A 22529-nucleotide genomic window follows, 5' to 3' on the forward strand; every position below is an offset into this window, starting at 1 on the left:
AACTTAGTGCTTGAAGCCTGGAGCTGAATCGTCGATACCTCTCCCGCGCCGGAAACGAGAGCGCCATCAGTGTCTTAGGGTCCTCTTAGGAACCGCGTGACGCTCGGTGAAGACATATCCTGAGGAGAAACACCATGAAGTGGGCTGCCCCGATCGTGTCCGAGATCTGCGTCGGCATGGAAGTGACGAGCTACGAGTCGGCCGAAATCGACACCTTCAACTGAGTTTCACGGGCCGGGGATCTCGGGAGCCGCACCATGCGCGTCGTGATCCTCGGTTCCGCGGCCGGCGGCGGCCTTCCCCAGTGGAATTGCCGCTGCCCCATCTGCGCCATGGCGCGGTCCGAGCCGGACCGGGTGCGGCCCCGGACCCAGTCGAGCATCGCGGTCTCCGCGGACGGGTCTGACTGGCTGCTCGTCAACGCATCGCCGGATATCCGGCAACAGCTTTTCGACAACCCCCAGATGCACCCGCGCGAAGGTCTGCGCCACTCGCCGATCCGCGCCGTGCTCCTGACGAACGGCGATGTCGATCACGTCGCAGGCCTTCTGACACTGCGCGAGGGCCAGCCCTACACGCTCTACGCCACCCGCGGCATCCTCGAGTCCGTGAACGCCAATCGCGTGTTCGACGTGATGGCCGACGGCGTCGTCGTCCGTCAGGCGGTCGGCATGGAGCAGCGTTTCGAGCCGCTTCCCGGTCTCTCCGTGACGCTCTTTCCGGTGCCGGGCAAGGTGCCCCTGTGGTTGGAGGATGAGACGATGGAGATCGGCGCCGAGACCGAGACGACGGTCGGCGCACTGATCGAGGCCGGCGGCCGTCGACTGGCCTACGTTCCGGGCTGCGCTCGCGTGACGGAGGTTCTGCGTGCGCGCATCGCCGGCGTGGATGCGCTGCTGTTCGACGGCACCGTCCTGCACGACGACGACATGATCCGCGCGGGCGTCGGCACGAAAACCGGGTGGCGCATGGGCCACGTGCCGATGCGCGGTGACAACGGATCGATCGATGCCCTCGCGATGGTGGAGATCGGGCGCCGCGTCTTCGTCCACATCAACAATACCAACCCGGTGCTCGTCGAGGGATCGCCGGAGCGGGCGGATGTCGAGGCGGCCGGCTGGACGGTGGCGCATGACGGACTGAGCTTGACGGTCTGAAACCGCGAAGCCTCGGGACTGCGGGTGATCCCGGAACCGGCGCCTTCGTGCGGAAACGCGAGCCGTCGCGGCCGCGGGGTTTGAAGGGCGCCATTCGGCGATCCGCATGCGCCCTGTGCCGCAGGCAACGGAGGCACGAACCGCCCCGTTGGCAGGGATCGACGGTTGGGTCCGCTCGCCGTCGGCACTATATCGTCCCTGAACCCGGACATTCGCCCCGCGGACGAGGGCGGGATCAGGATACAGGAAACGCGAGCCGAGAACGGAAGCCGGACACGCCATGAACGCAGTCTTCCCGACCCCCGATGCCGCCGACAGCCAGCGACTGCTGAGCCCCGAGGAGCTGGAGGCGGCGCTGCGCGACATCGGGGCGCGCCGCTACCACAACCTGCATCCGTTCCATCGCCTTCTGCACGACGGCAAGCTGTCGAAGGATCAGGTCCGGGCCTGGGCGCTCAACCGCTACTACTATCAGGCGATGATCCCGGTGAAGGACGCGGCGGTCCTGGCCCGGATGACCGACGCGTCGCTGCGGCGCATCTGGCGCCAGCGGATCGTCGACCACGACGGCGACCACGAGGGTGACGGCGGCATCGAGCGGTGGCTCAAGCTCGCTGAGGGCGTCGGCTTCGACCGCGACTACGTCCTGTCGACCCGCGGCATCCTCTCGGCCACGAAGTTCTCGGTGCAGGCCTATGTCCACTTCGTCTCGGAGAAGTCGCTCCTCGAGGCCGTCGCCTCGTCGCTGACCGAGATGTTCTCGCCGACGATCATCTCGGAGCGCGTTGCCGGGATGCTGAAGAACTACGAGTTCATCACCAAGGATACGCTGGCCTATTTCGACAAGCGTCTCACCCAGGCGCCCCGGGATGCCGATTTCGCACTCGATTACGTGAAGCAGCACGCGACGACGCCGGAGCTTCAGCGGCAGGCGATGGCGGCTCTGACGTTCAAGTGCAACGTCCTCTGGACGCAGCTCGACGCCCTGTATTTCGCCTACGTGGCACCCGGCATGGTTCCTCCCGACGCGTGGAAGCCGGGCGAAGGCTTGGTTGCGGAGGGGACGCAGGTCCGGGCGGGTGGTCTCGGCGGCAAGATCGCGCCCGGCGACCGCCCGCGTCTGCCGCGCGGCGTGCGGCTGCGCAACGATGAGACGCGCGGCAAGTATGTCCTCCTGGCCCCCGAGCGGACCTTCGACCTCGACGACAACGCGGTCGCGGTGCTCAAGCTTGTGGACGGCATGCGCAGCGTCGCCGACATCGCGGACGAACTGGGCAAGACCTACGCGGCCGATCCGCGTGCCATCGAGGTCGACATCCTCGCGATGCTCGACGGCCTCGCGGAGAAGCGGGTTCTCGAGCGATGAACGCCCTGACGCCGAACCGGCCCGCGGCGCCGGCCCCGGTGGGTCTGCTCGCAGAGCTGACCCATCGCTGCCCGCTCCGCTGCCCCTACTGTTCGAACCCGCTCGAGCTCGACCGCCGCTCCGGCGAGCTCGACACGAAGACGTGGCAGCGCGTGCTGCGGGAGGCTTCGGCGCTCGGCGTCCTCCACGTGCACCTCTCCGGTGGCGAGCCGACGGCCCGCAACGACATCGTCGAGATCACCAAGACCTGTGCGGATCTCGGTCTCTACTCGAATCTGATCACCTCCGGCGTCGGCGGCGCCCTCGCCAAGCTACAGGCGCTCTACGATGTCGGCCTCGACCACGTGCAGCTCTCGGTGCAGGGCGTCGACGCCCAGAATGCCGAGCGGATCGGCGGCCTGAAGAACGCCCAGCCGCAGAAATTCGAATTCGCCGCCAAGGTGGTGGATCTCGGGCTGCCGCTCACGCTGAATTCGGTGATCCACCGCGGCAATATCCACGAGGTCGCGGGCTTCATCGAACTCGCGGTGACGATGGGCGCCAAGCGCCTCGAGGTGGCGCATACGCAGTATTACGGCTGGGCCTACGTCAACCGCGCCGCCCTGATGCCCGACAAGGCGCAGGTGGACGAGTCGATCCGGATCGTCGAGGCGGCCCGGGAGCGGCTCAAGGGCCAGCTCGTCATCGACCTCGTGGTGCCGGACTACTACGCGAAGTATCCCAAGGCCTGTGCCGGCGGCTGGGGCCGCAAGCTGATGAACGTGACGCCCCAGGGCAAGGTCCTGCCCTGCCACGCCGCCGAGACGATCCCGGGTCTCGAGTTCTGGAACGTCAACGACCATTCGCTCAGCGCGATCTGGCAGGACTCGCCAGCCTTCACGGCTTATCGCGGGACCGACTGGATGCAGGAGCCCTGCCGCTCCTGCGACCGTCGGGAGAAGGATTGGGGCGGCTGCCGCTGCCAGGCCCTGGCGCTTGCCGGCGACGCCGCAGCCACGGATCCGGCGTGCTCGCTGTCCCCATTGCACGCCAAGGTCCGGGCGCTGGCCACCGAGGAGGCGGCCGAAAACCCGCCCGATTATGTCTACCGGACGATCGGCAGCAACGTCCGATCGCCGCTCAAGGAGGAAGTCCGCTCGTGAGAAACCTTGCCTCAGCGGCCATCGCGCTGGCGCTCGTTACGGGGCCGGCTCTGGCCGAAGACGCGCCGAAATCCGCCACCGTCACGCAGGCCAACGCGGCGGCCACGCCCTCCGCGGCCGATCTTCTGTTCGACCAGCCGCAGATGAAGAACACCGCTCCCGGCTCGACACTGACCTACGACTACCTGCGCCGCTCGGGCATCTCCAAGGGTCCGTTCGGGGCGCCTCTGGAGGATACGGTCACGCTGAAGGTCGAGCCCGGGAAGAGCGCCGAGGCGCGCGACATCAACGTCGTGATGTTCTCGGGTCTGAACCGGGTGCCGGCCGGGCCGTTCGAGGACATGGCAGGCAATCCGGTGGTGTCTCTGTTCCTCGAGAACCATCTCCGCGGCCTGGCCAAGGTGCTGGAGGCGAACCCGCGCTATCTCAAGCTCGCGATCCGCAAGGGTCTGCGCGAGAAGGCGGTGGTCACGCCCACGAAGGTGCGTTTCGGCGGCCAGGACGTCGACGGCTGGCGCGTGGTGACCAAGCCGTTCGCGGGCGACTCGATGGCCCAGCGCATGCGCGGCATGGACGACATGACCTACACCTTCGTCACCGCTCCGTCCGTCCCGGGCGAGATCGTCTCGATCGAGGCGACCTCGAAGAGCCCGGATGGCGGCGAACTGCTTGAGGAGAAGCTGAACTATGATCAGAAGGCTGGCTGAACGGGCTGCCCTGGCCGCCCTCGCCCTGACGCTGTCGGGCCTAGCCGGCTGGGCCGCCGAGGAGAACGACTATCCCACCGACGCCCGGGTGGATTACGTGTTCGGCTGCATGGCCGCCAACGGCCAGACCCGCGAGAGCCTGCAGAAATGCTCGTGCTCCCTCGACCAGCTCGCCGCGATCCTGCCCTACGACAAGTACGTCCAAGCGAGCACGATCCTGTCGATGCGACAGGGCGTCGGCAACCGGGCGAACGAGTTCAAGTCGACCAAGATCTTCGACGACAAGGTCGCGGATCTGCGCCGCGCCCAGGCCGAGGCCGAGATCCGCTGCTACCACGGCTGAGGCATGCCGCGAGGCCGGCGTTGCGCCGGCCTCGCGATTCGCGCACACCCGCTCCCGAACCGCTCTCGTGAACGGGACCCGCACCGTGACCCCCTCCCCCGGCCTGACCGATCTGCTGCCCGCCCTGGGCGGGCGTACGCTGGTCATGGGCATCCTCAACGTCACCCCGGACTCCTTCTCGGACGGCGGCCTGTTTGCCGGAGAGGCGGAGGCCGTCGCCCAGGCCGAACGGCTGGTCGGCGAGGGGGCGGCGATCCTCGATATCGGCGGCGAATCCACGCGCCCCGGTCACGTGCCGGTGCCGGCCGAGGAGGAGCAGGCGCGCGTCCTGCCGGTGATCCGGGCCGTCGCGCCGCGGCTATCGGTGCCGATCTCCATCGACACCTACAAGGCGTCCACGGCCCGCGTCGCGCTGGAAGCCGGCGCCCGGATCGTGAACGACGTCTGGGGCCTCCAGCGCGAGCCCGACATCGCCAACGTGGCTGCCGCGCATGGTGCGCCGGTCATCATCATGCACAACCGCGAGACGATCGAGGCGGATCTCGACATCGTCGCCGACATGTTGGCCTTCTTCGAGCGGTCCCTCGTGATCGCCCATCGGGCGGGAATCCCGGATTCCGAGATCGTGCTCGATCCGGGGGTCGGTTTCGGGAAGACCTGGGCGCAGCATCTCGAGGTCCTGCGGCGTCTTCCGGAGATCCGCGCCCTCGGATTTCCGGTCTTGGTCGGCGTCTCCCGCAAGTCGCTCCTCGGCCGCCTGCACGACCGCGAGACCCGACCGGCCGATCGGCTCTACGGGTCCCTGGCCGCCCATGCCCTTGCGGCGACGCTCGGCGCCGACATCGTGCGCGTGCACGATGTGGCGGCACATGTCGACGCCATGCGGGTCGTCGACGCGGTGATGCGTCCGGAGGCCCGCTGAGCCATGGCGAGCGACCTGATCCGCGTCACCCGAATCGCCGTGTTCGGCCGGCACGGTGTGTTGGCCGAGGAAGCGGTGCTCGGACAGCGCTTCTACATCTCCCTGGATGCCGAACTGGACCTCTCCGCGGCGGGCCGCTCCGACGACGTCGGCGCGACGGTGAGCTATGCCGATCTCACCGCGATCGCGGCGGCCGTCGCCACCGAGCGGCGCTTCAACCTGATCGAGGCCCTGGCCGAGTCGATCGCCGAGGAGATCCTGGCGCGATGCGCGCCTGTGGACGCCATCACCGTGCGGATCGACAAGCCGAGTGCTCCCGTCCCGGCGATCTTGGACAGCGTGAGCGTGGAGATCACGCGCCGCCGGGGCGCCCAGCGATGAGGGCCTATCTCGGCATCGGCAGTAATATCGGCGACATGGCCGCGATGCTCGATCGCGCTGTGGTTGGGCTCGCGGCGATTCCCGGCATCACGGTCCTGGCGCGCTCGTCCGACTACCGGACGCCACCCTGGGGCAAGACCGACCAGCCGTGGTTCCTGAACGGAGCGGTCGCGGTGGAGACGGACCTCACGCCGCACGGCCTGCTCGATGCCTGCCTGCGGGTCGAGCATGACCTCGGGCGCGTCCGCGAAGAGCGCTGGGGGCCGCGGGTCATCGACATCGATGTCCTCGCCTACGAGGGGGCCGCCGTCGACGACGCGCGCCTCGTCCTGCCGCACCGCCACGTGCGCGAGCGCGCCTTCGTGCTGGTACCGCTGGCCGAGATCGCGCCCGACCTCATCATCGGCGGCGAGCGCGTGAGCGACGCGTTGCAGAAGCTCGATCGGAGCGGGATCGAACGGGTCTGAACGTCTCTCTCGAAAAGGACCGGAGGGCCGCGTCTTATCCGCAGCGGCGTGCAGCCATGCTGAACGCCGCCCACCGCATGACCAGCTGCGGAGTCGAGCGCCGTGTCTGGAGCGCTTCGATGCCCACCAGGGCGGCGTCAGGACGAGACGATGACGGGCGTACGGGCGATCGCGGCGCGTCAGCGATCGCCGGGTTCGACCAGCTTGCTGTCGTCCTCGTCGAGGAGCGGCACGTCATACTCCCGCAGGACCTTGTCGATGTCGGCCTTGCGCTTGCGCAGTACGGTGTTGAGCGAACGCTTCCAGTCGTTCTCGCCGATCCGGACGCCCATGGCGATCCGATAGGCCATCGGTGGCCGCTCCGGCTCCTTCAGCAACGGCACGACGCTCATCGCCGTCGGCGATTGCTTGGCGAGCCAGCCCGCCGCCGGACCCCAGAGAACGGCCGCGTCGATCTCCTTGGCGGCCAGCGCCGCGATGATCTCGGCGGCCACTGTCTGGTACTTGCGCGCGGGGTCGAGCTGGTACGGGGCGTAGGCCTTCATGGTCGAGACCAGACCGAGGTCGCCCATCCGATTGACCGGCGGCGTCCCGGCGATGACGCCGATGCTCTTGCCCTTCAGCCGGGGATCGTCGAGGCCCATGACGCCGTCGAACTCGCCCGTGCGGGTGATGAGCGTATAGGCGGACCGGTAATACGGATTGGTGGTCTGGACCAAGTCGCTTCCGAAGGCCTGCCCCATGATCACGTCGCAGAGGCCGGTGCCGAGCGTGTTCCGCACGAATCCCGGACCCTGGGTAAGCCAATAGTAGCGGAGCTTGACCTTCAGTTCGTCGGCGATGATCGCCGCGATCTTGTTCTCGAAGCCGTCCTCCTTGCGTTCGGAGAACGGCATGTTGCCCGGATCACCGCAGACGCGTAGGACGTCCGTCGTGACCGTATCCGGCAAGTGCTGGGCGAGCGCCCCCTGCGCCCCGGTCAGAGACAAGGCGCAGAGGACGGCGATCCGGGCGAGCGACGACATCAGCCGCCCATGCATTCCTTCTCCGCCTTCTTGGCGGTGTCGGGCTTATCCTCGTGATCGGAGGGACGGATACGGCCGATCGCTCCGGCGGCGCGCGCCTTCAGATAGACGTAGAGGTCATCCGAGTAGCACATGACGTTCTTGTTATCGCCGAAGGCCGGCATGACCTTCTGCTCGGCAGCATTCACGTCCTGCTTGCCACCCGCGAGGATGCCGATGAACTCCTCGTAGGAGAGGTGCTTCAGCGAGTCCTTCAGGGCGGGCGCATAGGTCGAGCCCATGCCGTCCGGGCCGTGGCAGACGTGGCACTCGGCGTGGTAGCGGCGGTAGCCGGAATACGTGTACCAATCGAGCTTCTTGCCGTCCTGCGTCACGTGGAACGTCGGGTGACCCTCGGCATCCGTGTACTTGCCGTCGTCCACCTTCACGGCGGCGTCGGTCGCAAGCAGCTTGGAATCCTGCTCGGCCGTCTTGTCGTTCGCGTTCAGCGAATTGGCGAGCTTGGGGTCGGCAGCGGTCTTGGCATCCTCAGCATGTACGGCAACCGTCGAGACGGTCGCTAGGGCGAGGGCGGCGATGAGCGGCCGCGTTACGATCTTGCTGAGGTTGTGCAACGCATCTGTCTCCCTGGAGCGAGGCCTTTCGTCTCCCTTCGAGCCGCAGCCTCTTGCGAGAAAGTCTAATCACAACGATGCCGGCGCGGGAACCCGCGCCGGCACCGATTTTCACTTCAAACCCTGCGGCCGATTAGTTCGGGAGGGCGAAGACCGTCAGCTGACCGCCGAGGTTGGTGTACTGGGTCAGAGCCGCGTAGCCACCCACAGCGCCGAGGCCGGCATTCGGGTCGGTCAGGCCGGCCGCGAGGCCGATGCCGGCCCAGCCGCCGACGCCCGAGAGGACGCCCACGTACTGCTTGCCCTTGTGCTGGTAGGTCATCACGTTGCCGATGATGCCCGACGGGGTCTTGAACTTGTAGAGCTCCTTGCCGGTCTTGTCGTCGACCGCCTTCAGGTAGCCCTCAAGCGTTCCGTAGAACACCACGTCGCCGGCGGTGGCCAGAGCACCGGACCACACCGAGAACTGCTCGGCGTTGGACCACTTGATCTTGCCGTTGACGCCATCCCACGCGATGAAGTTGCCCATGCCGCCGTGCGAGTTCGGAGCCGGGTACATCGAGAGGGTCGCACCGACGTAGGGCTGGCCCGGGGTGTAGGTCACCCGGAACGGCTCGTAGTCCATGCAGACGTGGTTGGTGGGCACGTAGAACAGGTTGGTCTTCGGCGAGAAGRCCGCAGGCTGCTGATCCTTCGACCCGAGGGCCGCCGGGCAGATGCCCTTGGAGTTGGTGTCCTCACCGTTCTGCTCGGTCGAGTACTTCGACACGACCAGCGGACGGCCGTAGTTCTTCGAGCCCTTGTCCATATCGACCTTGGACGCCCAGTTGACGGCCGGGTCGTACTTCTCGGCGACCAGAAGGGCGCCGGTCTCGCGGTTCAGCGTGTAGCCGAAGCCGTTACGGTCGAAGTGGGTCAGGAGCGGCTGATCCTTGCCGTCAACCTTCTGATCCGTGAGGATCATCTCGTTGATGCCGTCGTAGTCCCACTCGTCGTGGGGGGTCATCTGGTAGACCCACTTGGCGACGCCGGTATCCGGGTTACGCGCCCAGATGGTCATCGACCACTTGTTGTCGCCCGGACGCTGCTTGGGGTTCCAGGTCGAGGGGTTGCCCGAGCCGTAGTACATCAGGTCGAGCTTGGGGTCGTACGAGAACCAGCCCCAGGTGCAGCCGCCGCCGGTCTTCCACTGATCGCCTTCCCAGGTCTTCAGCGAGGAGTCCTTGCCGACGGGCTTGCCGAGAGAGGTGGTCTTCTCCGGGTCGATCAGCATCTGATCGTCCGGACCCTCGGAGTAGCCGCGCCACACCTTCTTGCCGGTCTTCAGGTCGTAGGCGGTGACGTGGCACTGCACGCCGAACTCGCCGCCCGAGATGCCGACGATGACCTTGTCCTTCACGGGCAGAACCGTGGCGGTGTTGGTCTCGCCCTTCTTCGGGTCGCCGTTCACGACCGACCAGTTGACCTTGCCGGTCTTGGCGTCGAGCGACACGAGGGTGGTGTCAGCCTGGTGCAGGAGGATGGCGCCGTCGGCGTAGGCCAGACCACGGTTGACCGTGTCACAGCACATGACCGGGATCACGGACGGATCCTGCTTCGGCTCGTACTTCCAGAGGATCTTCGCCTCATGGTCGAGGTCAAGGGCGTACACGATGTTCGGGAACGGCGTGTGCACATACATGACGTTGCCGACCACGAGCGGCGAGCCCTCGTGCCCACGCAGAACGCCGGTCGAGAACGTCCAGGCAACCTGGAGATCCTTGACGTTCTTGGCGTTGATCTGGTCGAGCTTCGAGTAGCGCGTATTCGCGTAGTCGACCGTCTGAAGAACCTGTTCCGCCGGGTTGGCGATGCCCTTCATGACGCTTTCGTTGGCCAGCGCCGGCGCGGCGACGGCCGCGACACCTGCGCCGAGCGCAAGGAGATGTACCGCTCTCATGGGTTCCTCCGACAAGTCTTGAGAGTTCTTGCGGCGCGCGAAGAGAATGGCGTCGCTCGGACTCCGACCTGACTGTTTGCGACAGGGATGGACGCCTCGGTAGCGGGCATAGTGGACTTCGAGGAGATCTACAGATCCCCTAGCCAGGAACCGCCATCCCTGAGGCGGCTCCCTCGAAACCGAGGCTTGCCCGGACCTTAAGAGATTTTTGAGCGCCGTCAACTCGCTGTTCGAGGCCTGTGGGCAGACGGTGAAAGCTTCTTTTCGCGTGACAAAAGGATGAAGAATGTCATCGCCCTGCGAAAAGAAATGCTGCGATGCACAAACGATTTTGCGGTTCTGATCACTGTTGGAGCGGGGCGACGCACTCTGTCCATGCAGGACTTGCAGTCTTCGGGCCTTTGCTTGGTGCATGCATGCGCGATTTGCGTGCCGGCGCGGCGGAGCGAGGCCGGGATCTAGCGAGCGTGGGCGGCTGAGCGCGTGCAGTGCAAGGCGGCGTGACAGCAGCGCCTTGCCGAATTCTCCCGGATCCCCCCTGTGCGCCCAGTCGCCGCATGCTCTTTAGCCCTTGATCCGGGCGCTCCTGCGCGGTGGGGGCGCGTCAAATTGCCGAATCGTCCCGATCGGTTCGGCGGACGGTCCGGCGTTCGTGCTCACAGAAGGAGCAGGCTGCGCTCGACACCCGTCGCGGCGCCCCGGACGGTCCGAGGCCGACTCACAGGGCTCCAACCGGACCCGTGCTTTCGAATTCCGCGACATCGCCAACCAGATCGGTCATGGAAATGTTCAGACGGCGGCCGCTGGACAGGCGGAGCTGCGCATCGGGCTCGAGCCAGACCGGGCGCAGTCCGGCGTGACTACCGTACAAGTTGCCGTAAGCCACGACACCATCGTCACGCCGCTCCACGACGATTCGGTAGCGAACGCGAACGGGTTCGCAACCCTCCGCCGAGACGAGACCGCGGCCGGTCAACGTCTTCAGAATCTCGTTCGGTTCGAACATACGCGGGACGCAAGGGCGGGAATAAGCGGCAATCCTATTGCCATTTAATCCCGCTGCCCCACCGAGTCACGCCCGGCACTGGTAACCGTTCCGCCACCGCCGGGGTGTTGTCAGCCTTCCGCGCCGGCGCTTGCGACCACCGGCTCCGCCTGGGGCGCCCGGACCACGATGCGCCCGGCCTCGACCGAGAGCGCCAGCCGGCCCTGCTTCAGAGCCAGAGCCTTTTCGCCGAACAGCGTCCGGCGCCATCCCTGCAGGGCCGGCACTGCGGCCCCGTCATCGTCGGCCACCGCCTCCAGATCGTCGACGGTGGCGATGATCTTGGGCGCGACGCCCTCGGCCTCACAGACCGCTTTCAGCAGGACCTTCAGAAGTTCGACGATCGCGCCGTTGCCTCCGCTCCGGCGGACGCGCTCGGGCATCTGGACGGAACCGGTGTCGCGGGCGAGCCCGCGCTCCACCGCCGCAACGATGTCGGCGCCCGTCCGGGATCGCTCGAAGCCCGCCGGGATCGTGCGCAACCGCCCGAGCGCCTCGGCATTCCGCGGTGCCGCCGAGGCGATATCGATGACCGCCTCATCCTTCAGGACGCGCCCGCGCGGAACGTTGCGCGCCTGCGCCTCGCTCTCGCGCCAAGCCGCCACTTCCATCAGGACGGCGATCTCGCGGGGCTTGCGCATCCGCCCTGAGAGACGCCGCCACGCCTGCGCGGGATCGGCGCGGTAGGTCTCGGGAGAGGTCAGCACCGCCATCTCCTCGTCGAGCCAGGCCCCGCGATCGGTGCGCAGCAACTCGGCGACGAGAACCTCGTAGACCTTCACCAGGTGGGTGACGTCCGACAGCGCGTAGGTCAGCTGCGCGTCCGAGAGGGGGCGCCGCGACCAGTCGGTGAAGCGGGACGACTTGTCGATCTTCGCCTTGGCGACGTCGTTGACGAGCTGCTCGTACGATACGGAATCGCCGTAGCCGCACACCATGGCGGCGACCTGCGTGTCGAAGAACGGGTGCGGGAGGATCCCGCCCATCAACCAGATGATCTCCAGATCCTGCCGGGCGGAGTGGAACACCTTCACCGTGCGCTCGTCGGCCATCAGCGCGATGAACGGGTCGAGGTCGATCCCCGGAGCCAGGGGGTCGACGAGCACGCCCGTACCGTCCGGCGCCGCCATCTGGATCAGGCAGAGCTTCGGATAGTATGTCGTCTCGCGCATGAACTCCGTGTCGACGGTCACGAAGGGTTGCTCGGCGAGGCGAGAGCAGATCTGGCGCAGCGCGTCAGTGGTGGTGATCAGGTCCATGGACCGCCTATACGCAACCGCGACGCCCATGGGGAGCCGCGCCCGGGAAGGTCCCCATCTTTCGCGCGTTTCCTGTCATCGTCGACCTGTTGTCCTCACCCCAAAGCCGCAACCGCCGCCGTCCGGCGCGCGCGCGCCTGCCGACGGATCCGCGACGCGTCGGCGCGACGCTGTAGCTCTGCACACTTGAGAAGTCTGTCGAGGATTCCCGTCTCGATGCGCTCGCCGGTGGCCCTGTCGACGAGGCGGCGGATCCGGTCGACCCGGAATCCCCGGTAGCCTCCGCGCCGTCGATCGAGACCGCCGAGCAGCGTCCGCCCCGGGCCGAGCCTGAGTTCCCGCGCGTCGAGGGACCGGCTGCTCCAGGCGCCGGCCGCATCCTCGTAGACGATGTCGAAGTCACCCGTGAGCGGCAATGTCCGCCATCCCGATACGGACGTCGACCGCGGCGGCCCGGCGGTTCGCGACGGGCGGGAAAAAGCGTTGTCGTTCATGGACATGATATGGGGATGGGACGGCCCGACCGGTAGGCCGGCGGGCGGTTCCGGATCGGCATTCGGCGCCGCCTTGTGCGTCCCGCGCTTGACTTGGGGGGCCTCGCGTGAATGGTGCCGGCCTTCCCAGAGAAGTAGCCCGACATGCACCGTTACCGTTCCCACACCTGCGGGGCGATCCGCCCGTCCGACGTCGGGCAGAGCGTCCGCCTCTCCGGCTGGTGCCACCGCATCCGCGACCACGGGGGCGTGCTGTTCATCGACCTGCGCGACCATTACGGCCTGACGCAGTGCGTGGTGGATTCCGACTCGCCGGCCTTCAAGGCGGCCGAGGGGGTGCGCTCGGAATGGGTGGTGCGGATCGACGGCCGCGTCCGCACCCGGCCGGCCGGTACCGAGAATGCCGAGCTGCCGACGGGCGCGGTCGAGGTCTACATCGACGACCTGGAGGTGCTGGGTCCGGCGGGCGAGCTGCCGCTGCCGGTGTTCGGCGACCTCGAATATCCTGAAGAGACGCGGCTCCGGTACCGCTTCCTCGACCTGCGGCGGGAGAAGCTGCACGCCAACATCATGAAGCGCGGCGCGATCATCGATTCGCTCCGCCGCCGGATGCGCGAGGGTGGGTTCTTCGAGTTCCAGACGCCGATTCTGACCGCGTCGTCCCCCGAGGGCGCCCGCGACTACCTCGTGCCGTCGCGCGTCCATCCGGGCAAGTTCTACGCGCTCCCGCAGGCGCCGCAGCAGTTCAAGCAGCTCACGATGATCGCGGGCTTCGACCGCTATTTCCAGATCGCGCCCTGCTTCCGCGACGAGGACGCCCGGGCCGACCGCTCGCCGGGCGAGTTCTACCAGCTCGACATCGAGATGAGCTTCGTCACCCAGGAGGACGTGTTCCAGGCGGTGGAGCCGGTCCTGCGCGGCGTTTTCGACGACTTTGCCGAGGGCAAGCGCGTCACGCAGGCGTTCCCGCGCATCACCTACGCCGATTCGATGCTGAAATACGGCGTCGACAAGCCGGACCTGCGCAACCCGTTGATCATCGCCGACGTCACGGACGCCTTCGCCCGCGAGGACGTGGCCTTCAAGGCGTTCAAGGGCGTGATTGCCGGGGGCGGCGTGGTCCGGGCGATCCCGGCGACCGGTGCGGCGTCTCAGCCGCGTTCGTTCTTCGACAAGCTCAACGACTGGGCGCGGTCCGAGGGCGCGCCGGGTCTCGGCTACATCGTGTTCGAAGAGGAAAACGGGCAGCTCTCCGGCAAGGGGCCGATCGCCAAGTTCATTCCGGCCGACGTTCAGAAGCTGATCGCCGAGAGGGCCGGCGCCAAGGCCGGCGACGCGGTGTTCTTCTCCGCTGGCACCGAGGGCAAGGCGGCCGGCCTCGCCGGCAAGGCGCGGATCCGCATCGGCGACGAGCTGGGCCTCTGCGACAAGGACCAGTACGCCTTCTGCTGGATCACCGACTTCCCGATGTACGAGTGGAGCGAGGAGGAGAAGCGGATCGACTTCTCCCACAACCCGTTCTCGATGCCCAATATCGACCGCGAGGAGTTCCTGGCGCTCGACCTCGATGCCCTGGCTTCCGAGGACGAGAACGGCCCGAACACCAAGCGGATCCTCGGCATCAAGGCGTTCCAGTACGACATCGTCTGCAACGGCGTGGAGCTGTCCTCCGGGGCGATCCGTAACCACCGTCCGGACGTGATGGAGAAGGCGTTCGCCATCGCGGGCTACGGCCACGAGGTGCTGGAGCAGAAATTCGGGGGCATGCTCAATGCCCTGCGCATGGGCGCCCCGCCGCACGGCGGCATCGCGCCGGGCGTCGACCGCATCGTCATGCTCCTGTGCAACGAGCCGAACATCCGCGAGGTGGTGCTGTTCCCGATGAACCAGCGCGCCGAGGACCTGATGATGGGCGCGCCCTCCGAGGCGACGCCCAAGCAGCTGCGCGAGCTGCACATCCGGCTCAACCTGCCCGAGAAGAAGGCCTGAGGCGTCGATAGACCTGCCGCGCGGTGGCGAGCCTCGTCGCGATCGTCGTCGCCCACGACAGCGCCGACGTCCTGCCCGCCTGCCTCGCGGCGCTCGCCGGCCAGCACGTGCCGGCGATCGTGGTAGACAATGCCAGCCGGGACGCCTCCGCGGCCGTCGCGGAGGCCGCCGGCGCGCAGGTGATCCGCAATGCCCGGAACGAGGGCTACGGTCGCGCGAACAACCGGGGCGTCCGTGCGGCCGAGACCGCCGAGCATGTCCTGATCGTCAATCCGGACGTTGTGCTGCACCCCGGGGCCGTGGATGCCCTCCTGGACGCGGCCCGGACCTGGCCGGATGCCGGCATCCTGGCTCCGCGCCTCGTCGAACCCGACGGGCGCTTCTTCTTCCAGGCGCGCTCCCTCCTGGCGCCCCATCTCGGGAATCCCGGCGGCCGGCTCGCGCTGCCGCAGGGCGATGCCTGCGCCCCGTTCCTCTCCGGGGCCTGCCTGATGATGCCCCGCGCCCTGTTCCTGGATCTCGGCGGCTTCGACGAGAACATCTTCCTGTTCTACGAGGATGACGACCTGTGCCGCCGCGTCGCCGAGGCCGGCCGGGCACTGGTCCATGTCCACGCCGCGACGGCGCTGCACGGGCGCGGCCGATCGTCGGCGCCGGAGCCGGGGCGGGTCTTCCGGTCCCGCTGGCACCAAGCGTGGTCACGGGCCTATGTCAGCCGCAAATACGGCCTGCCGGATCCGAGCATCGCGGCCCTGATGACCAACCTGCCGAAAGTCCTGCTCTCCGCCCTGGTCCTGCGTCGGGCGGGTCTCGAGCGCTATGGCGGCTCCGCGGCGGGCGCCCTCGCCTTCCTGCGCGGCCGCGACGCGCTGACCCGCGAGGGCCTGACGGAATGACGGCGCCGACGATCGCGGCCGCGCTCGAGCGTGGGCGCAACGGCTTCACCGGCCTGCGGCTGGCCCTGGCCCTCGCGGTCGTCGTGTCCCACGCCTTCAGCGTCGCGACCGGCGCGGCCGGCGACGAGCCCCTGGCCGGTTTCACCGGCTACACCCTCGGCGAGCACGCGGTGAACGGCTTCTTCGCCGTGTCGGGCTTCCTCGTCACCATGAGCTGCGACCGCCGCGGGATCCGCGACTACGTCATCGCCCGGACCCTGCGCATCGTGCCGGGGCTCGTGGCCGCGACGCTGGTGGTGTCCCTGGGGCTAGGTGCGGCGCTCACCCGCCTGCCGGTCGCCGACTATCTGCGAGACCCGGGTGTGTGGTCCTTCATTCGCGGAACCCTGACGACCTTCAAGAGCAACGCCGCCCTCCCCGGAGTCTTCGAGGCCAACCCCTACCGGGCACCGCTCGGAACGGTCTGGACGCTGAAGTATGAGGTGCTGTGCTACCTCGGGGTTCTCGCCGCCGCCTTGAGCGGCCTGCTCCGGCGACGCTGGTCGGCGGTCCTGATCGTGGCCGGGCTGGCGCTGGCCCTGTCGGTCGTGACCGGCCTGCGGGGATCCGAACTCGCGAAAGGCACCGAGACAGCCCTGCGCCTGCCGCTGATCTTCGCGGCGGGGGCCGGGCTCTATCTGTGGCGCGACCGGCTGCGGGTCTCGGCCGCCGCCCTCGCCTGCCTGGCCTTCGGCGCGGTCGTTCTCGCGCGGACGCCGGCCTACCCGGCCCTGCTGTTCCTGGCCGAGGCCTACGGCGTGATCTGGCTCGCCCTCGGGCCGATGGCCCTCAGGCCGTTCGATCCGTCGGCCGACCTGTCCTACGGGACCTATCTCTATGGCTGGCCGGTGCAGCAGACCCTGCACGCCCTGTGGCCGGAGGCCTCCGGAGTCGCGCTGCTCGCCCCTGCCCTCGCGGTGACGCTGCCGGTGGCGGCCCTGTCCTGGTACGGGGTCGAGCGGCCGGCCCTGGCGCTGAAGGCGCGGGCGCTCGGGCGGCGACGCCTGGGCACGATTGAGCCGGCGGGACCGTGAGCGATCCCGACAGGCCGCTCCCGCCTGCCGCCGCCTTGGCGCTGGCAGCGAGGCTGCTGGAGGCCCAAGGTTTCACGGTCGTCGCCCGGAACGAGCGCGGCGACAGCCTCTACCTCGCGCGTCCGGGCCAGGACGCCACCCTTCGTCTGTCCAACCATGCGCGCCGCCCGCGGCAGCGACGGACCCATCCCGAGGTCGCGACCAGCCTCGTCGTGGCGGTGCCGAAACGGGCCGGCCAGATCGAGGCGATGATCGCGGCGGCCCTTCGGGACTATGCGGCTCGCGCGACCGCAAGCCTTGCAGAGGAAGATCGAAGGACCGGACAATAGGAAAACATTGACATAAACGGCCGCCAAAGCTAGGCATTTTGTCCGAGCGGAGGGTAGGGCCGATGGCGCGCGTGATCACGGATCGTCATGCTCGGGAGATTGCGATTCTCCGCGCCGAACTCTCGGGCCTCGCGGTCGGCGTCAAGCTGATCCGGTTAGAGCGGGTCTTGAACCGCAAGTACCGACCCGACCAGCCGCGCGCACCGGCCGGGCAGTCCGATGGCGGCCGCTGGACTTCGGACGGCGCCGACGGTGCGTCCGCGGCGCAATCGCAAACAGAAGACGCGGTCCTCGGAGATGGGTCGCGGGTTCTCTCGATCCGGATCCGAGCCAGACCGCACACGGAATGGGACGAGCAGCATACGGTCACCGGACCGGACGGCACGCGCACGGTCTTCGAGACGTCAGGTCTCACCCAGACGATCCGCGACGGCGACAGCGGCGAGATCCTGGCGCGAAGCGTACTCACGCAGGATGGGGCGGAACCGGAGGCCTTCGTCCAACCGGCCCGAAGCCGGCCGCGCCCAGACGATGACCTGGCGCGGCGCTTCGCGAGAACGCTTGATGCGGCGGGGTCGCTCTTTTCGGTTCTGTCTGGAAGGAACACAGATAATCGCAAGGCTATTTTTACTGCGCCAGCGAGTGAGTACATTCCAGGTGATGCCTACGACGATCGAGCCATGTGGGTCGGGGCCATCGGACAATCCGAGTTGGATCAACTATGTCCGCGTAATCGGGAGGTACAGGCTATAGCGGATTCCGTGGCTGCTGATGTAAGGGCGTCTGGCAACTACTTCGACGGAAGGGATTTTGGCAATAAGGTCCACGCTGGCATTTCTGGCATTATAAATTCCAAAAATGATCCCAATTTATTGGCTGAGACGTCCTACGATGCCACGTCGGGCGCAGATGGTAAGTATGGCGCACGCGGAACAATCCGGCTAGACGTGCTTGAGCATTCACAACCATCGACCGTCTGTGTATACGATCACAAGACCGGAGACGCGCACCTCCGAGGACCACGTGCAATCGATGTTGCCACCGTCGTACAGAGGCGCTACCCGGGTATCCTTCGATATATTCTAATTCAGATAAAGCCAATGGCATGACGAACGCTCGCCAAGTCCGTCCGATATTTCAAATATTGAAGAAAAATCATTCAAATCTCAAGCAGGCAGGCGGCCGTTACTTGGTTGTAGCGCCTGTTCATCATATCGCCCGTGGCATCCTTATCGAGCGTTGCTCCGACCCAGATTGTTGCTGGCCACGGCTGGTTTTAACGGCACTCTATCTTGCAGGACTGCGCGGGGATATTGCCATCGGCACATACTTCGAAGGGTTGGCAAGGCCTGTTACGTCCGCAGAGAAATTCTGGCGCTGGTCTGACTCCACGATGATACCAGAGGTCATTGCGGTACTGGAAGACGTCGCGCTTCCGAAACTGGCATTCTATGGAACGCCGGAAGGCTACGCGACGCTGCCGCCAAGGCCCCATCAAATCCGCGACGAGCCCCACGAAGACCGCATGATCGTCCACATCGCGGCCGGCGACCTCGATGCCGCTCGAAGAATCTGGCACGAACAACAACCCTGGCACGCCGGTAAGTCGTTCCCGCCGGGGTCGCGCCCGCATCAATGGCAGGTGCAGCTCGCCGCGGTTGCGGAACCGCTCATGGCCGGCGATCGCCCGGCGCTGGCCAAGATCCTGCACGCATGGGAGGCGGCCAACGTCCGGGGAACGGAGCTGGAGCCCTATTGGGAGCCCACCCCCTTCCCGCTGGAGCGATGAGCCGGCGTGGATCTCAGCCCGCGTCCGCCGCGTCGCGCAGGTACGGCTCCACCGTGCCCTTCAGCTTCACCGTCATCGGGTTGCCGGCGCGGTCGAGGGTCTTGCCGGCCGAGAGGCGCACCCAGCCCTCGCTCACGCAATATTCTTCGACGTTGGTCTTCTCGACGCCCTTGAAGCGGATGCCGACGCCACGCTCGAGCAGGGTCGCATCGTAATATGGGCTGTCGGGGTTGACCGAGAGGCGGTCGGGCAGCGCGGGATCGGACATGGTCAGGCTCTCAGTTCTGCGTGAGCGGCGAAGATGGGCCGCGGATTACGCAATCCCCTGCTCGCCTGCAACGGCGGCCGCTGCCGCGATCAGGTACGGCGCGTCGCCGCCCTGCAGCAGGGGCACCAGCCGCGTCACGTCGGCGTGCGGCAGGTCCCACCACGCCGCCGCCACCAGGGCCTCCGCGGTCGCCGCGTCGAACCGGTGCCGCACCACCCGCGCGGGATTGCCCGCCACCACCGCGTAGGCGGGCACGTCGCGGGTGACCACGGCGCGGGCCGCCACCACGGCCCCGTGCCCGATCGTGACCCCCGAGAGGATCATGCAGCCGGACCCGAGCCAGACATCGTGCCCGATCACCACGTCGCCCCGGGAGGCGTGGTAATCCTCCGGCGCCCGCGCCTCCGGGAACAGACCGCGCATCGCGGCGAACGGGTAGGTGGAAACCCAGTCCAACCGGTGGTCGCCGCCGAGCAGGATCTCGACCTTGTCGGCGATGGAACAATAGCGGCCGATCGTCAGCCGCCGGCCGCTCTCCGGGAAGCGGACTTTTGGACGCCCGTACGAATAAGCGCCTATGGAGAAGCCGTAGGTCCTCGCCAGCTTGGCGAGGTGGATCCGGGTCTCGTTGTGCGGGTTGCGCCCCCTGCGCAGCCGGTGCAACAGACCGATCACGACGCGGACCGGTGCGATGCGCGACCGCGTCGTCCTCGGAAAAGCAGGTGAGCGGGAGCGTGGGCGATGGCCGATAACATGTCCGAGGACCTCAAGGCCGGGGCGCTCGTCTACCACCGCCTGCCCAAGCCCGGAAAGCTGGAGATCCAGGCGACGAAGCCGCTGGGCAACCAGCGCGACCTCGCCCTGGCCTATTCCCCCGGCGTGGCGGCGGCCTGCATGGCGATCTACGACGATCCGCAGGAGGCCGCGACCCTCACGATCCGCCAGAACCTCGTGGCGGTGCTCTCCAACGGCACGGCCGTGCTCGGCCTGGGCGATATCGGCCCGCTGGCGTCCAAGCCCGTGATGGAGGGCAAGGCGGTCCTGTTCAAGAAGTTCGCCGGCATCGACGTCTTCGACATCGAGGTCGACCAGAAGGACGTGTCCAAGCTCGTCGACGTGGTCTGCGCCCTGGAGCCGACCTTCGGCGGCATCAACCTCGAGGACATCAAGGCTCCGGAGTGCTTCGAGGTCGAGGAGCAGTGCCGGGCTCGGATGAACATCCCGGTCTTTCACGACGACCAGCACGGCACCGCGATCATCGTGGCCGCGGCCGTCCTCAACGGCCTGGAACTCGCCGGCAAGACGCTCTCCGACGTCCGGATCGTCACCTCCGGAGCGGGCGCGGCGGCGCTCGCCTGCCTGAACCTCCTCGTCTCGCTCGGCGCCACCCGTGAGAACATCACGGTCACCGACATCAAGGGCGTGGTCTACAAGGGCCGCCCGGAGCTGATGGACCGCTGGAAGGACGTCTACGCCCAGGAGACCGACAAGCGGACGCTCGCGGAGGTCATCCCGGGCGCGGACGTGTTCATCGGCCTCTCGGCCGGCGGCGTCCTGAAGCCCGAATACCTCAAGGAGATGGCCGAGAAGCCGCTGATCATGGCGCTCGCCAACCCCTACCCGGAGATCATGCCGGATCTGGCCGAGAAGGAGCGGCCGGACGCGATGATCTGCACCGGCCGGTCGGATTTCCCGAACCAGGTCAACAACGTCCTGTGCTTCCCGTACATCTTCCGCGGCGCGCTGGATGTCGGCGCCCACAAGATCAACGAGGAGATGAAGAAGGCCGCCGTGAAGGCGATCGCGGGTCTGGCCCACGAGACCACCTCGGACGTGGTCGCCCGGGCCTATGGTGGCGAGGCCCGGCCTTTCGGGCCGAAATCCCTGATCCCGAGCCCCTTCGACCCGCGGCTGATCCTGCGCATCGCCCCGGCCGTGGCCAAGGCCGCCATGGATTCGGGCGTGGCCGGCCGGCCCCTCGCCGACCTCGACGCCTACGTCGACAGCCTCGACCGGTTCGTGCACCGCTCGGGCCTGATCATGAAGCCGCTGTTCTCGAAGGCGAAGAGCGAGCCCAAGCGGGTGATCTACGCGGAGGGCGAGGACGAGCGGGTGCTCCGCGCCGTCCAGGCGATCGTCGAGGACAAGGTCGCGCGGCCGATCCTGGTCGGCCGTCCGCGGGTTGTGGAGACCCGGCTGAAGCGCTTCGGCCTGTCGATCGAGCACGGCCGCGACTTCGAGCTGATCGATCCCGAGGACGATCCGCGCTACCGCGCCTACGTGCAGACCTACCTCGAGGTCGCGGGCCGGCGCGGCATTACGCCGGACGCGGCCCGCACGCTGGTGCGCACCAACAACACCGTGATCGGGGCCATCGCGGTGCGCCGCGGCGAGGCCGACGCCCTGATCTGCGGCCTGGAGGGCCGGTTCGAGACCCGGCTGCGCATCATCCGCGACGTGATCGGGCTCGCACCCGGCGTGGAGCAATGCGCGGCCATGAGCCTCGTGGTGACCCATAACGGCGCCTACTTCCTGGCCGACACCCATGTTCGCCAGAACCCCACCGCCGAGGAGATCGCGGACGTGGCGCAGGCCTGCGCCAGCCATGTCAGCCGCTTCGGGATGACGCCGAAGATCGCGCTGCTGAGCCACTCCGATTTCGGCCAGTCGGACTCACCCTCCGCGATGAAGATGCGCGACGCCCTCGCGCTCCTGCAGCGGCGCGATCCCGACCTGATGGTCGACGGCGAGATGCAGGCCGATTCGGCCCTGAACGAGATGGTGCGCGATCGCGTGCTGCCGGGCTCTCGCCTCAAGGGCGCGGCCAACGTGCTGATCTTTCCCAACCTCGACGCGGCCAACATCGCCTTCCAGTTCGCCAAGGTGCTGGCGGACGCGCTCCCGGTGGGGCCGCTGCTGATCGGTCCGGCCAAGCCAGCCCACATCCTGACGCCCTCGGTGACCGCCCGCGGCATCGTCAACGTCACGGCCGCGGCGGTTGTCGAGGCCCAGGCGGACGAGGCCATCCCGGTCGCCACCGGCGAGAGCGGGGCCGGAATGATCTCCGCATAGACCGGCCGGGTCGGCGGCCGCGCGCGTGGCCGTCGATTTGCTTGCCCGTTCCCGGGGATACCAGAACGCCGGGAGATGACGCCATGTGCGCGGGCGACGATCCGACCTGCCATGACTTCGAGGAGCACCGCCGCCGGTTCCGGCGGGATCTGGAACCGGAGCGGCGCGCGTTCCTGAAAAGCGGCTTCGCGGCGACCGGCGCCGCCGCCGCAGCCTTCGCGGCCGGCGGCCCCTCGCTGGTCGGCCCCGCCC

Annotated in this window: 24 protein-coding genes and 1 pseudogene; 17 read left to right on the top strand and 8 right to left on the bottom strand. The window is 67.6% G+C overall.

What is annotated here, in order from left to right; all coding sequences use genetic code 11:
• The first annotated feature begins 134 nt into the window (after positions 1–134).
• The 9 genes from pqqA to folK all read left to right on the top strand — a co-directional run bounded on the left by pqqA (position 135) and on the right by folK (position 6485).
• The gene (gene pqqA, locus AC1DXK_RS13155) at positions 135–224 is read left to right on the top strand and encodes a pyrroloquinoline quinone precursor peptide PqqA (protein ID WP_012317526.1); all 90 of its coding nucleotides are present in this window, start codon (positions 135–137) and stop codon (positions 222–224) included.
• Positions 225–257: 33 nt separating this feature from the next.
• Entirely contained in the window at positions 258–1157 is a 900-nt protein-coding gene (gene pqqB, locus AC1DXK_RS13160) for a pyrroloquinoline quinone biosynthesis protein PqqB (protein ID WP_477297988.1), read from the top strand.
• A 280-nt stretch (positions 1158–1437) separates the two neighbouring features.
• Entirely contained in the window at positions 1438–2523 is a 1086-nt protein-coding gene (gene pqqC, locus AC1DXK_RS13165) for a pyrroloquinoline-quinone synthase PqqC (RefSeq protein WP_477297990.1), read from the top strand.
• Entirely contained in the window at positions 2520–3665 is a 1146-nt protein-coding gene (pqqE, locus tag AC1DXK_RS13170; RefSeq protein ID WP_477297991.1) for a pyrroloquinoline quinone biosynthesis protein PqqE, read from the top strand. The genes pqqC and pqqE overlap by 4 nt, the downstream gene beginning before the upstream one ends.
• Entirely contained in the window at positions 3662–4372 is a 711-nt protein-coding gene (locus AC1DXK_RS13175) for a hypothetical protein (protein WP_457106355.1), read from the top strand. The genes pqqE and AC1DXK_RS13175 overlap by 4 nt, the downstream gene beginning before the upstream one ends.
• Positions 4353–4715: a hypothetical protein gene (locus AC1DXK_RS13180; RefSeq protein WP_457106356.1), complete on the top strand. Its 363-nt coding sequence runs from the start codon at positions 4353–4355 to the stop codon at positions 4713–4715. The genes AC1DXK_RS13175 and AC1DXK_RS13180 overlap by 20 nt, the downstream gene beginning before the upstream one ends.
• Positions 4716–4800: 85 nt before the next feature.
• Positions 4801–5637 carry a dihydropteroate synthase gene (gene folP / locus AC1DXK_RS13185; protein ID WP_457106357.1) on the top strand — a complete coding sequence of 279 codons (837 nt, stop codon included), beginning with the start codon at positions 4801–4803 and terminating at the stop codon, positions 5635–5637.
• 3 nt (positions 5638–5640) lie between these two features.
• Positions 5641–6018, top strand: coding sequence for a dihydroneopterin aldolase (folB, locus tag AC1DXK_RS13190; protein ID WP_457106358.1), 378 nt, complete (start codon positions 5641–5643; stop codon positions 6016–6018).
• Positions 6015–6485, top strand: coding sequence for a 2-amino-4-hydroxy-6-hydroxymethyldihydropteridine diphosphokinase (gene folK, locus AC1DXK_RS13195; RefSeq protein WP_457106359.1), 471 nt, complete (start codon positions 6015–6017; stop codon positions 6483–6485). The genes folB and folK overlap by 4 nt, the downstream gene beginning before the upstream one ends.
• 179 nt (positions 6486–6664) lie before the next feature.
• Here folK and xoxJ read toward each other — a convergent pair whose 3' ends face one another.
• From xoxJ to AC1DXK_RS13225, 6 genes are all read right to left on the bottom strand, one after another.
• On the bottom strand, positions 6665–7525 hold the full coding sequence (gene xoxJ / locus AC1DXK_RS13200) for a rare earth element methanol dehydrogenase accessory protein XoxJ (protein ID WP_457106360.1): 861 nt from the start codon (positions 7523–7525) through the stop codon (positions 6665–6667).
• Positions 7510–8124 (bottom strand): c-type cytochrome, methanol metabolism-related, encoded by a 615-nt coding sequence (locus tag AC1DXK_RS13205; protein ID WP_457106361.1) that lies wholly within the window; start codon positions 8122–8124, stop codon positions 7510–7512. Before AC1DXK_RS13205 ends, xoxJ begins: the two co-directional genes overlap by 16 nt.
• A gap of 133 nt (positions 8125–8257) precedes the next feature.
• Positions 8258–10063 carry a lanthanide-dependent methanol dehydrogenase XoxF1 gene (xoxF1, locus tag AC1DXK_RS13210; protein ID WP_477297995.1) on the bottom strand — a complete coding sequence of 602 codons (1806 nt, stop codon included), beginning with the start codon at positions 10061–10063 and terminating at the stop codon, positions 8258–8260.
• Positions 10064–10781: 718 nt separating this feature from the next.
• Positions 10782–11069 carry a hypothetical protein gene (locus AC1DXK_RS13215; RefSeq protein WP_457106363.1) on the bottom strand — a complete coding sequence of 96 codons (288 nt, stop codon included), beginning with the start codon at positions 11067–11069 and terminating at the stop codon, positions 10782–10784.
• A gap of 110 nt (positions 11070–11179) precedes the next feature.
• Positions 11180–12367, bottom strand: a complete 1188-nt coding sequence (gene rnd, locus AC1DXK_RS13220) for a ribonuclease D (protein WP_457106364.1) — start codon at positions 12365–12367, stop codon at positions 11180–11182.
• Positions 12368–12462: 95 nt separating this feature from the next.
• The gene (locus AC1DXK_RS13225) at positions 12463–12783 is read right to left on the bottom strand and encodes a hypothetical protein (protein ID WP_457106365.1); all 321 of its coding nucleotides are present in this window, start codon (positions 12781–12783) and stop codon (positions 12463–12465) included.
• Between the two features lie 222 nt (positions 12784–13005).
• Between AC1DXK_RS13225 and aspS the strand changes: the two genes are divergently transcribed.
• The 6 genes from aspS (at position 13006) to AC1DXK_RS13255 (ending at position 18937) form a co-directional block, all read left to right on the top strand.
• Entirely contained in the window at positions 13006–14850 is a 1845-nt protein-coding gene (gene aspS / locus AC1DXK_RS13230; RefSeq protein ID WP_457106366.1) for an aspartate--tRNA ligase, read from the top strand.
• Between the two features lie 23 nt (positions 14851–14873).
• Entirely contained in the window at positions 14874–15746 is an 873-nt protein-coding gene (locus AC1DXK_RS13235) for a glycosyltransferase family 2 protein (protein WP_457106367.1), read from the top strand.
• Positions 15743–16819, top strand: a complete 1077-nt coding sequence (locus tag AC1DXK_RS13240) for an acyltransferase family protein (RefSeq protein ID WP_457106368.1) — start codon at positions 15743–15745, stop codon at positions 16817–16819. The genes AC1DXK_RS13235 and AC1DXK_RS13240 overlap by 4 nt, the downstream gene beginning before the upstream one ends.
• A complete protein-coding gene (locus AC1DXK_RS13245) occupies positions 16816–17148 on the top strand; it encodes a hypothetical protein (RefSeq protein ID WP_457106369.1) in 333 nt (110 codons plus the stop codon). The genes AC1DXK_RS13240 and AC1DXK_RS13245 overlap by 4 nt, the downstream gene beginning before the upstream one ends.
• Before the next feature lie 62 nt (positions 17149–17210).
• Positions 17211–18257 (top strand): hypothetical protein, encoded by a 1047-nt coding sequence (locus AC1DXK_RS13250; protein ID WP_457106370.1) that lies wholly within the window; start codon positions 17211–17213, stop codon positions 18255–18257.
• Positions 18254–18937 carry a hypothetical protein gene (locus AC1DXK_RS13255; protein WP_457106371.1) on the top strand — a complete coding sequence of 228 codons (684 nt, stop codon included), beginning with the start codon at positions 18254–18256 and terminating at the stop codon, positions 18935–18937. The genes AC1DXK_RS13250 and AC1DXK_RS13255 overlap by 4 nt, the downstream gene beginning before the upstream one ends.
• Positions 18938–18950: 13 nt before the next feature.
• On the opposite strand, the gene AC1DXK_RS13260 is transcribed toward AC1DXK_RS13255, so the two are convergent.
• Entirely contained in the window at positions 18951–19205 is a 255-nt protein-coding gene (locus AC1DXK_RS13260) for a DUF3297 family protein (RefSeq protein WP_457106372.1), read from the bottom strand.
• Between the two features lie 45 nt (positions 19206–19250).
• The gene (locus AC1DXK_RS13265; RefSeq protein WP_457106411.1) at positions 19251–19868 is read right to left on the bottom strand and encodes a CatB-related O-acetyltransferase; all 618 of its coding nucleotides are present in this window, start codon (positions 19866–19868) and stop codon (positions 19251–19253) included.
• Positions 19869–19946: 78 nt separating this feature from the next.
• Here AC1DXK_RS13265 and AC1DXK_RS13270 point away from each other — a divergent pair, with 78 nt between their 5' ends.
• Entirely contained in the window at positions 19947–22277 is a 2331-nt protein-coding gene (locus tag AC1DXK_RS13270; RefSeq protein WP_457106373.1) for an NADP-dependent malic enzyme, read from the top strand.
• Between the two features lie 83 nt (positions 22278–22360).
• A pseudogene (locus AC1DXK_RS13275) lies at positions 22361–22529 on the top strand (acetamidase/formamidase family protein); the annotation flags it as partial.

It is taken from the genome of Methylobacterium sp. P3_A11 (assembly GCF_056403155.1).

Coding starts and splice junctions, on each gene's coding strand:
- pqqA (WP_012317526.1), top strand. CDS start 135: ATGAAGTGGGCTGCCCCGATCGTGTCCGAGATCTGCGTCGGCATGGAA.
- pqqB (WP_477297988.1), top strand. CDS start 258: ATGCGCGTCGTGATCCTCGGTTCCGCGGCCGGCGGCGGCCTTCCCCAG.
- pqqC (WP_477297990.1), top strand. CDS start 1,438: ATGAACGCAGTCTTCCCGACCCCCGATGCCGCCGACAGCCAGCGACTG.
- pqqE (WP_477297991.1), top strand. CDS start 2,520: ATGAACGCCCTGACGCCGAACCGGCCCGCGGCGCCGGCCCCGGTGGGT.
- AC1DXK_RS13180 (WP_457106356.1), top strand. CDS start 4,353: ATGATCAGAAGGCTGGCTGAACGGGCTGCCCTGGCCGCCCTCGCCCTG.
- folB (WP_457106358.1), top strand. CDS start 5,641: ATGGCGAGCGACCTGATCCGCGTCACCCGAATCGCCGTGTTCGGCCGG.
- folK (WP_457106359.1), top strand. CDS start 6,015: ATGAGGGCCTATCTCGGCATCGGCAGTAATATCGGCGACATGGCCGCG.
- xoxJ (WP_457106360.1), bottom strand. CDS start 7,525: ATGCATGGGCGGCTGATGTCGTCGCTCGCCCGGATCGCCGTCCTCTGC.
- AC1DXK_RS13215 (WP_457106363.1), bottom strand. CDS start 11,069: ATGTTCGAACCGAACGAGATTCTGAAGACGTTGACCGGCCGCGGTCTC.
- rnd (WP_457106364.1), bottom strand. CDS start 12,367: ATGGACCTGATCACCACCACTGACGCGCTGCGCCAGATCTGCTCTCGC.
- aspS (WP_457106366.1), top strand. CDS start 13,006: ATGCACCGTTACCGTTCCCACACCTGCGGGGCGATCCGCCCGTCCGAC.
- AC1DXK_RS13240 (WP_457106368.1), top strand. CDS start 15,743: ATGACGGCGCCGACGATCGCGGCCGCGCTCGAGCGTGGGCGCAACGGC.
- AC1DXK_RS13250 (WP_457106370.1), top strand. CDS start 17,211: ATGGCGCGCGTGATCACGGATCGTCATGCTCGGGAGATTGCGATTCTC.
- AC1DXK_RS13255 (WP_457106371.1), top strand. CDS start 18,254: ATGACGAACGCTCGCCAAGTCCGTCCGATATTTCAAATATTGAAGAAA.
- AC1DXK_RS13260 (WP_457106372.1), bottom strand. CDS start 19,205: ATGTCCGATCCCGCGCTGCCCGACCGCCTCTCGGTCAACCCCGACAGC.
- AC1DXK_RS13270 (WP_457106373.1), top strand. CDS start 19,947: ATGGCCGATAACATGTCCGAGGACCTCAAGGCCGGGGCGCTCGTCTAC.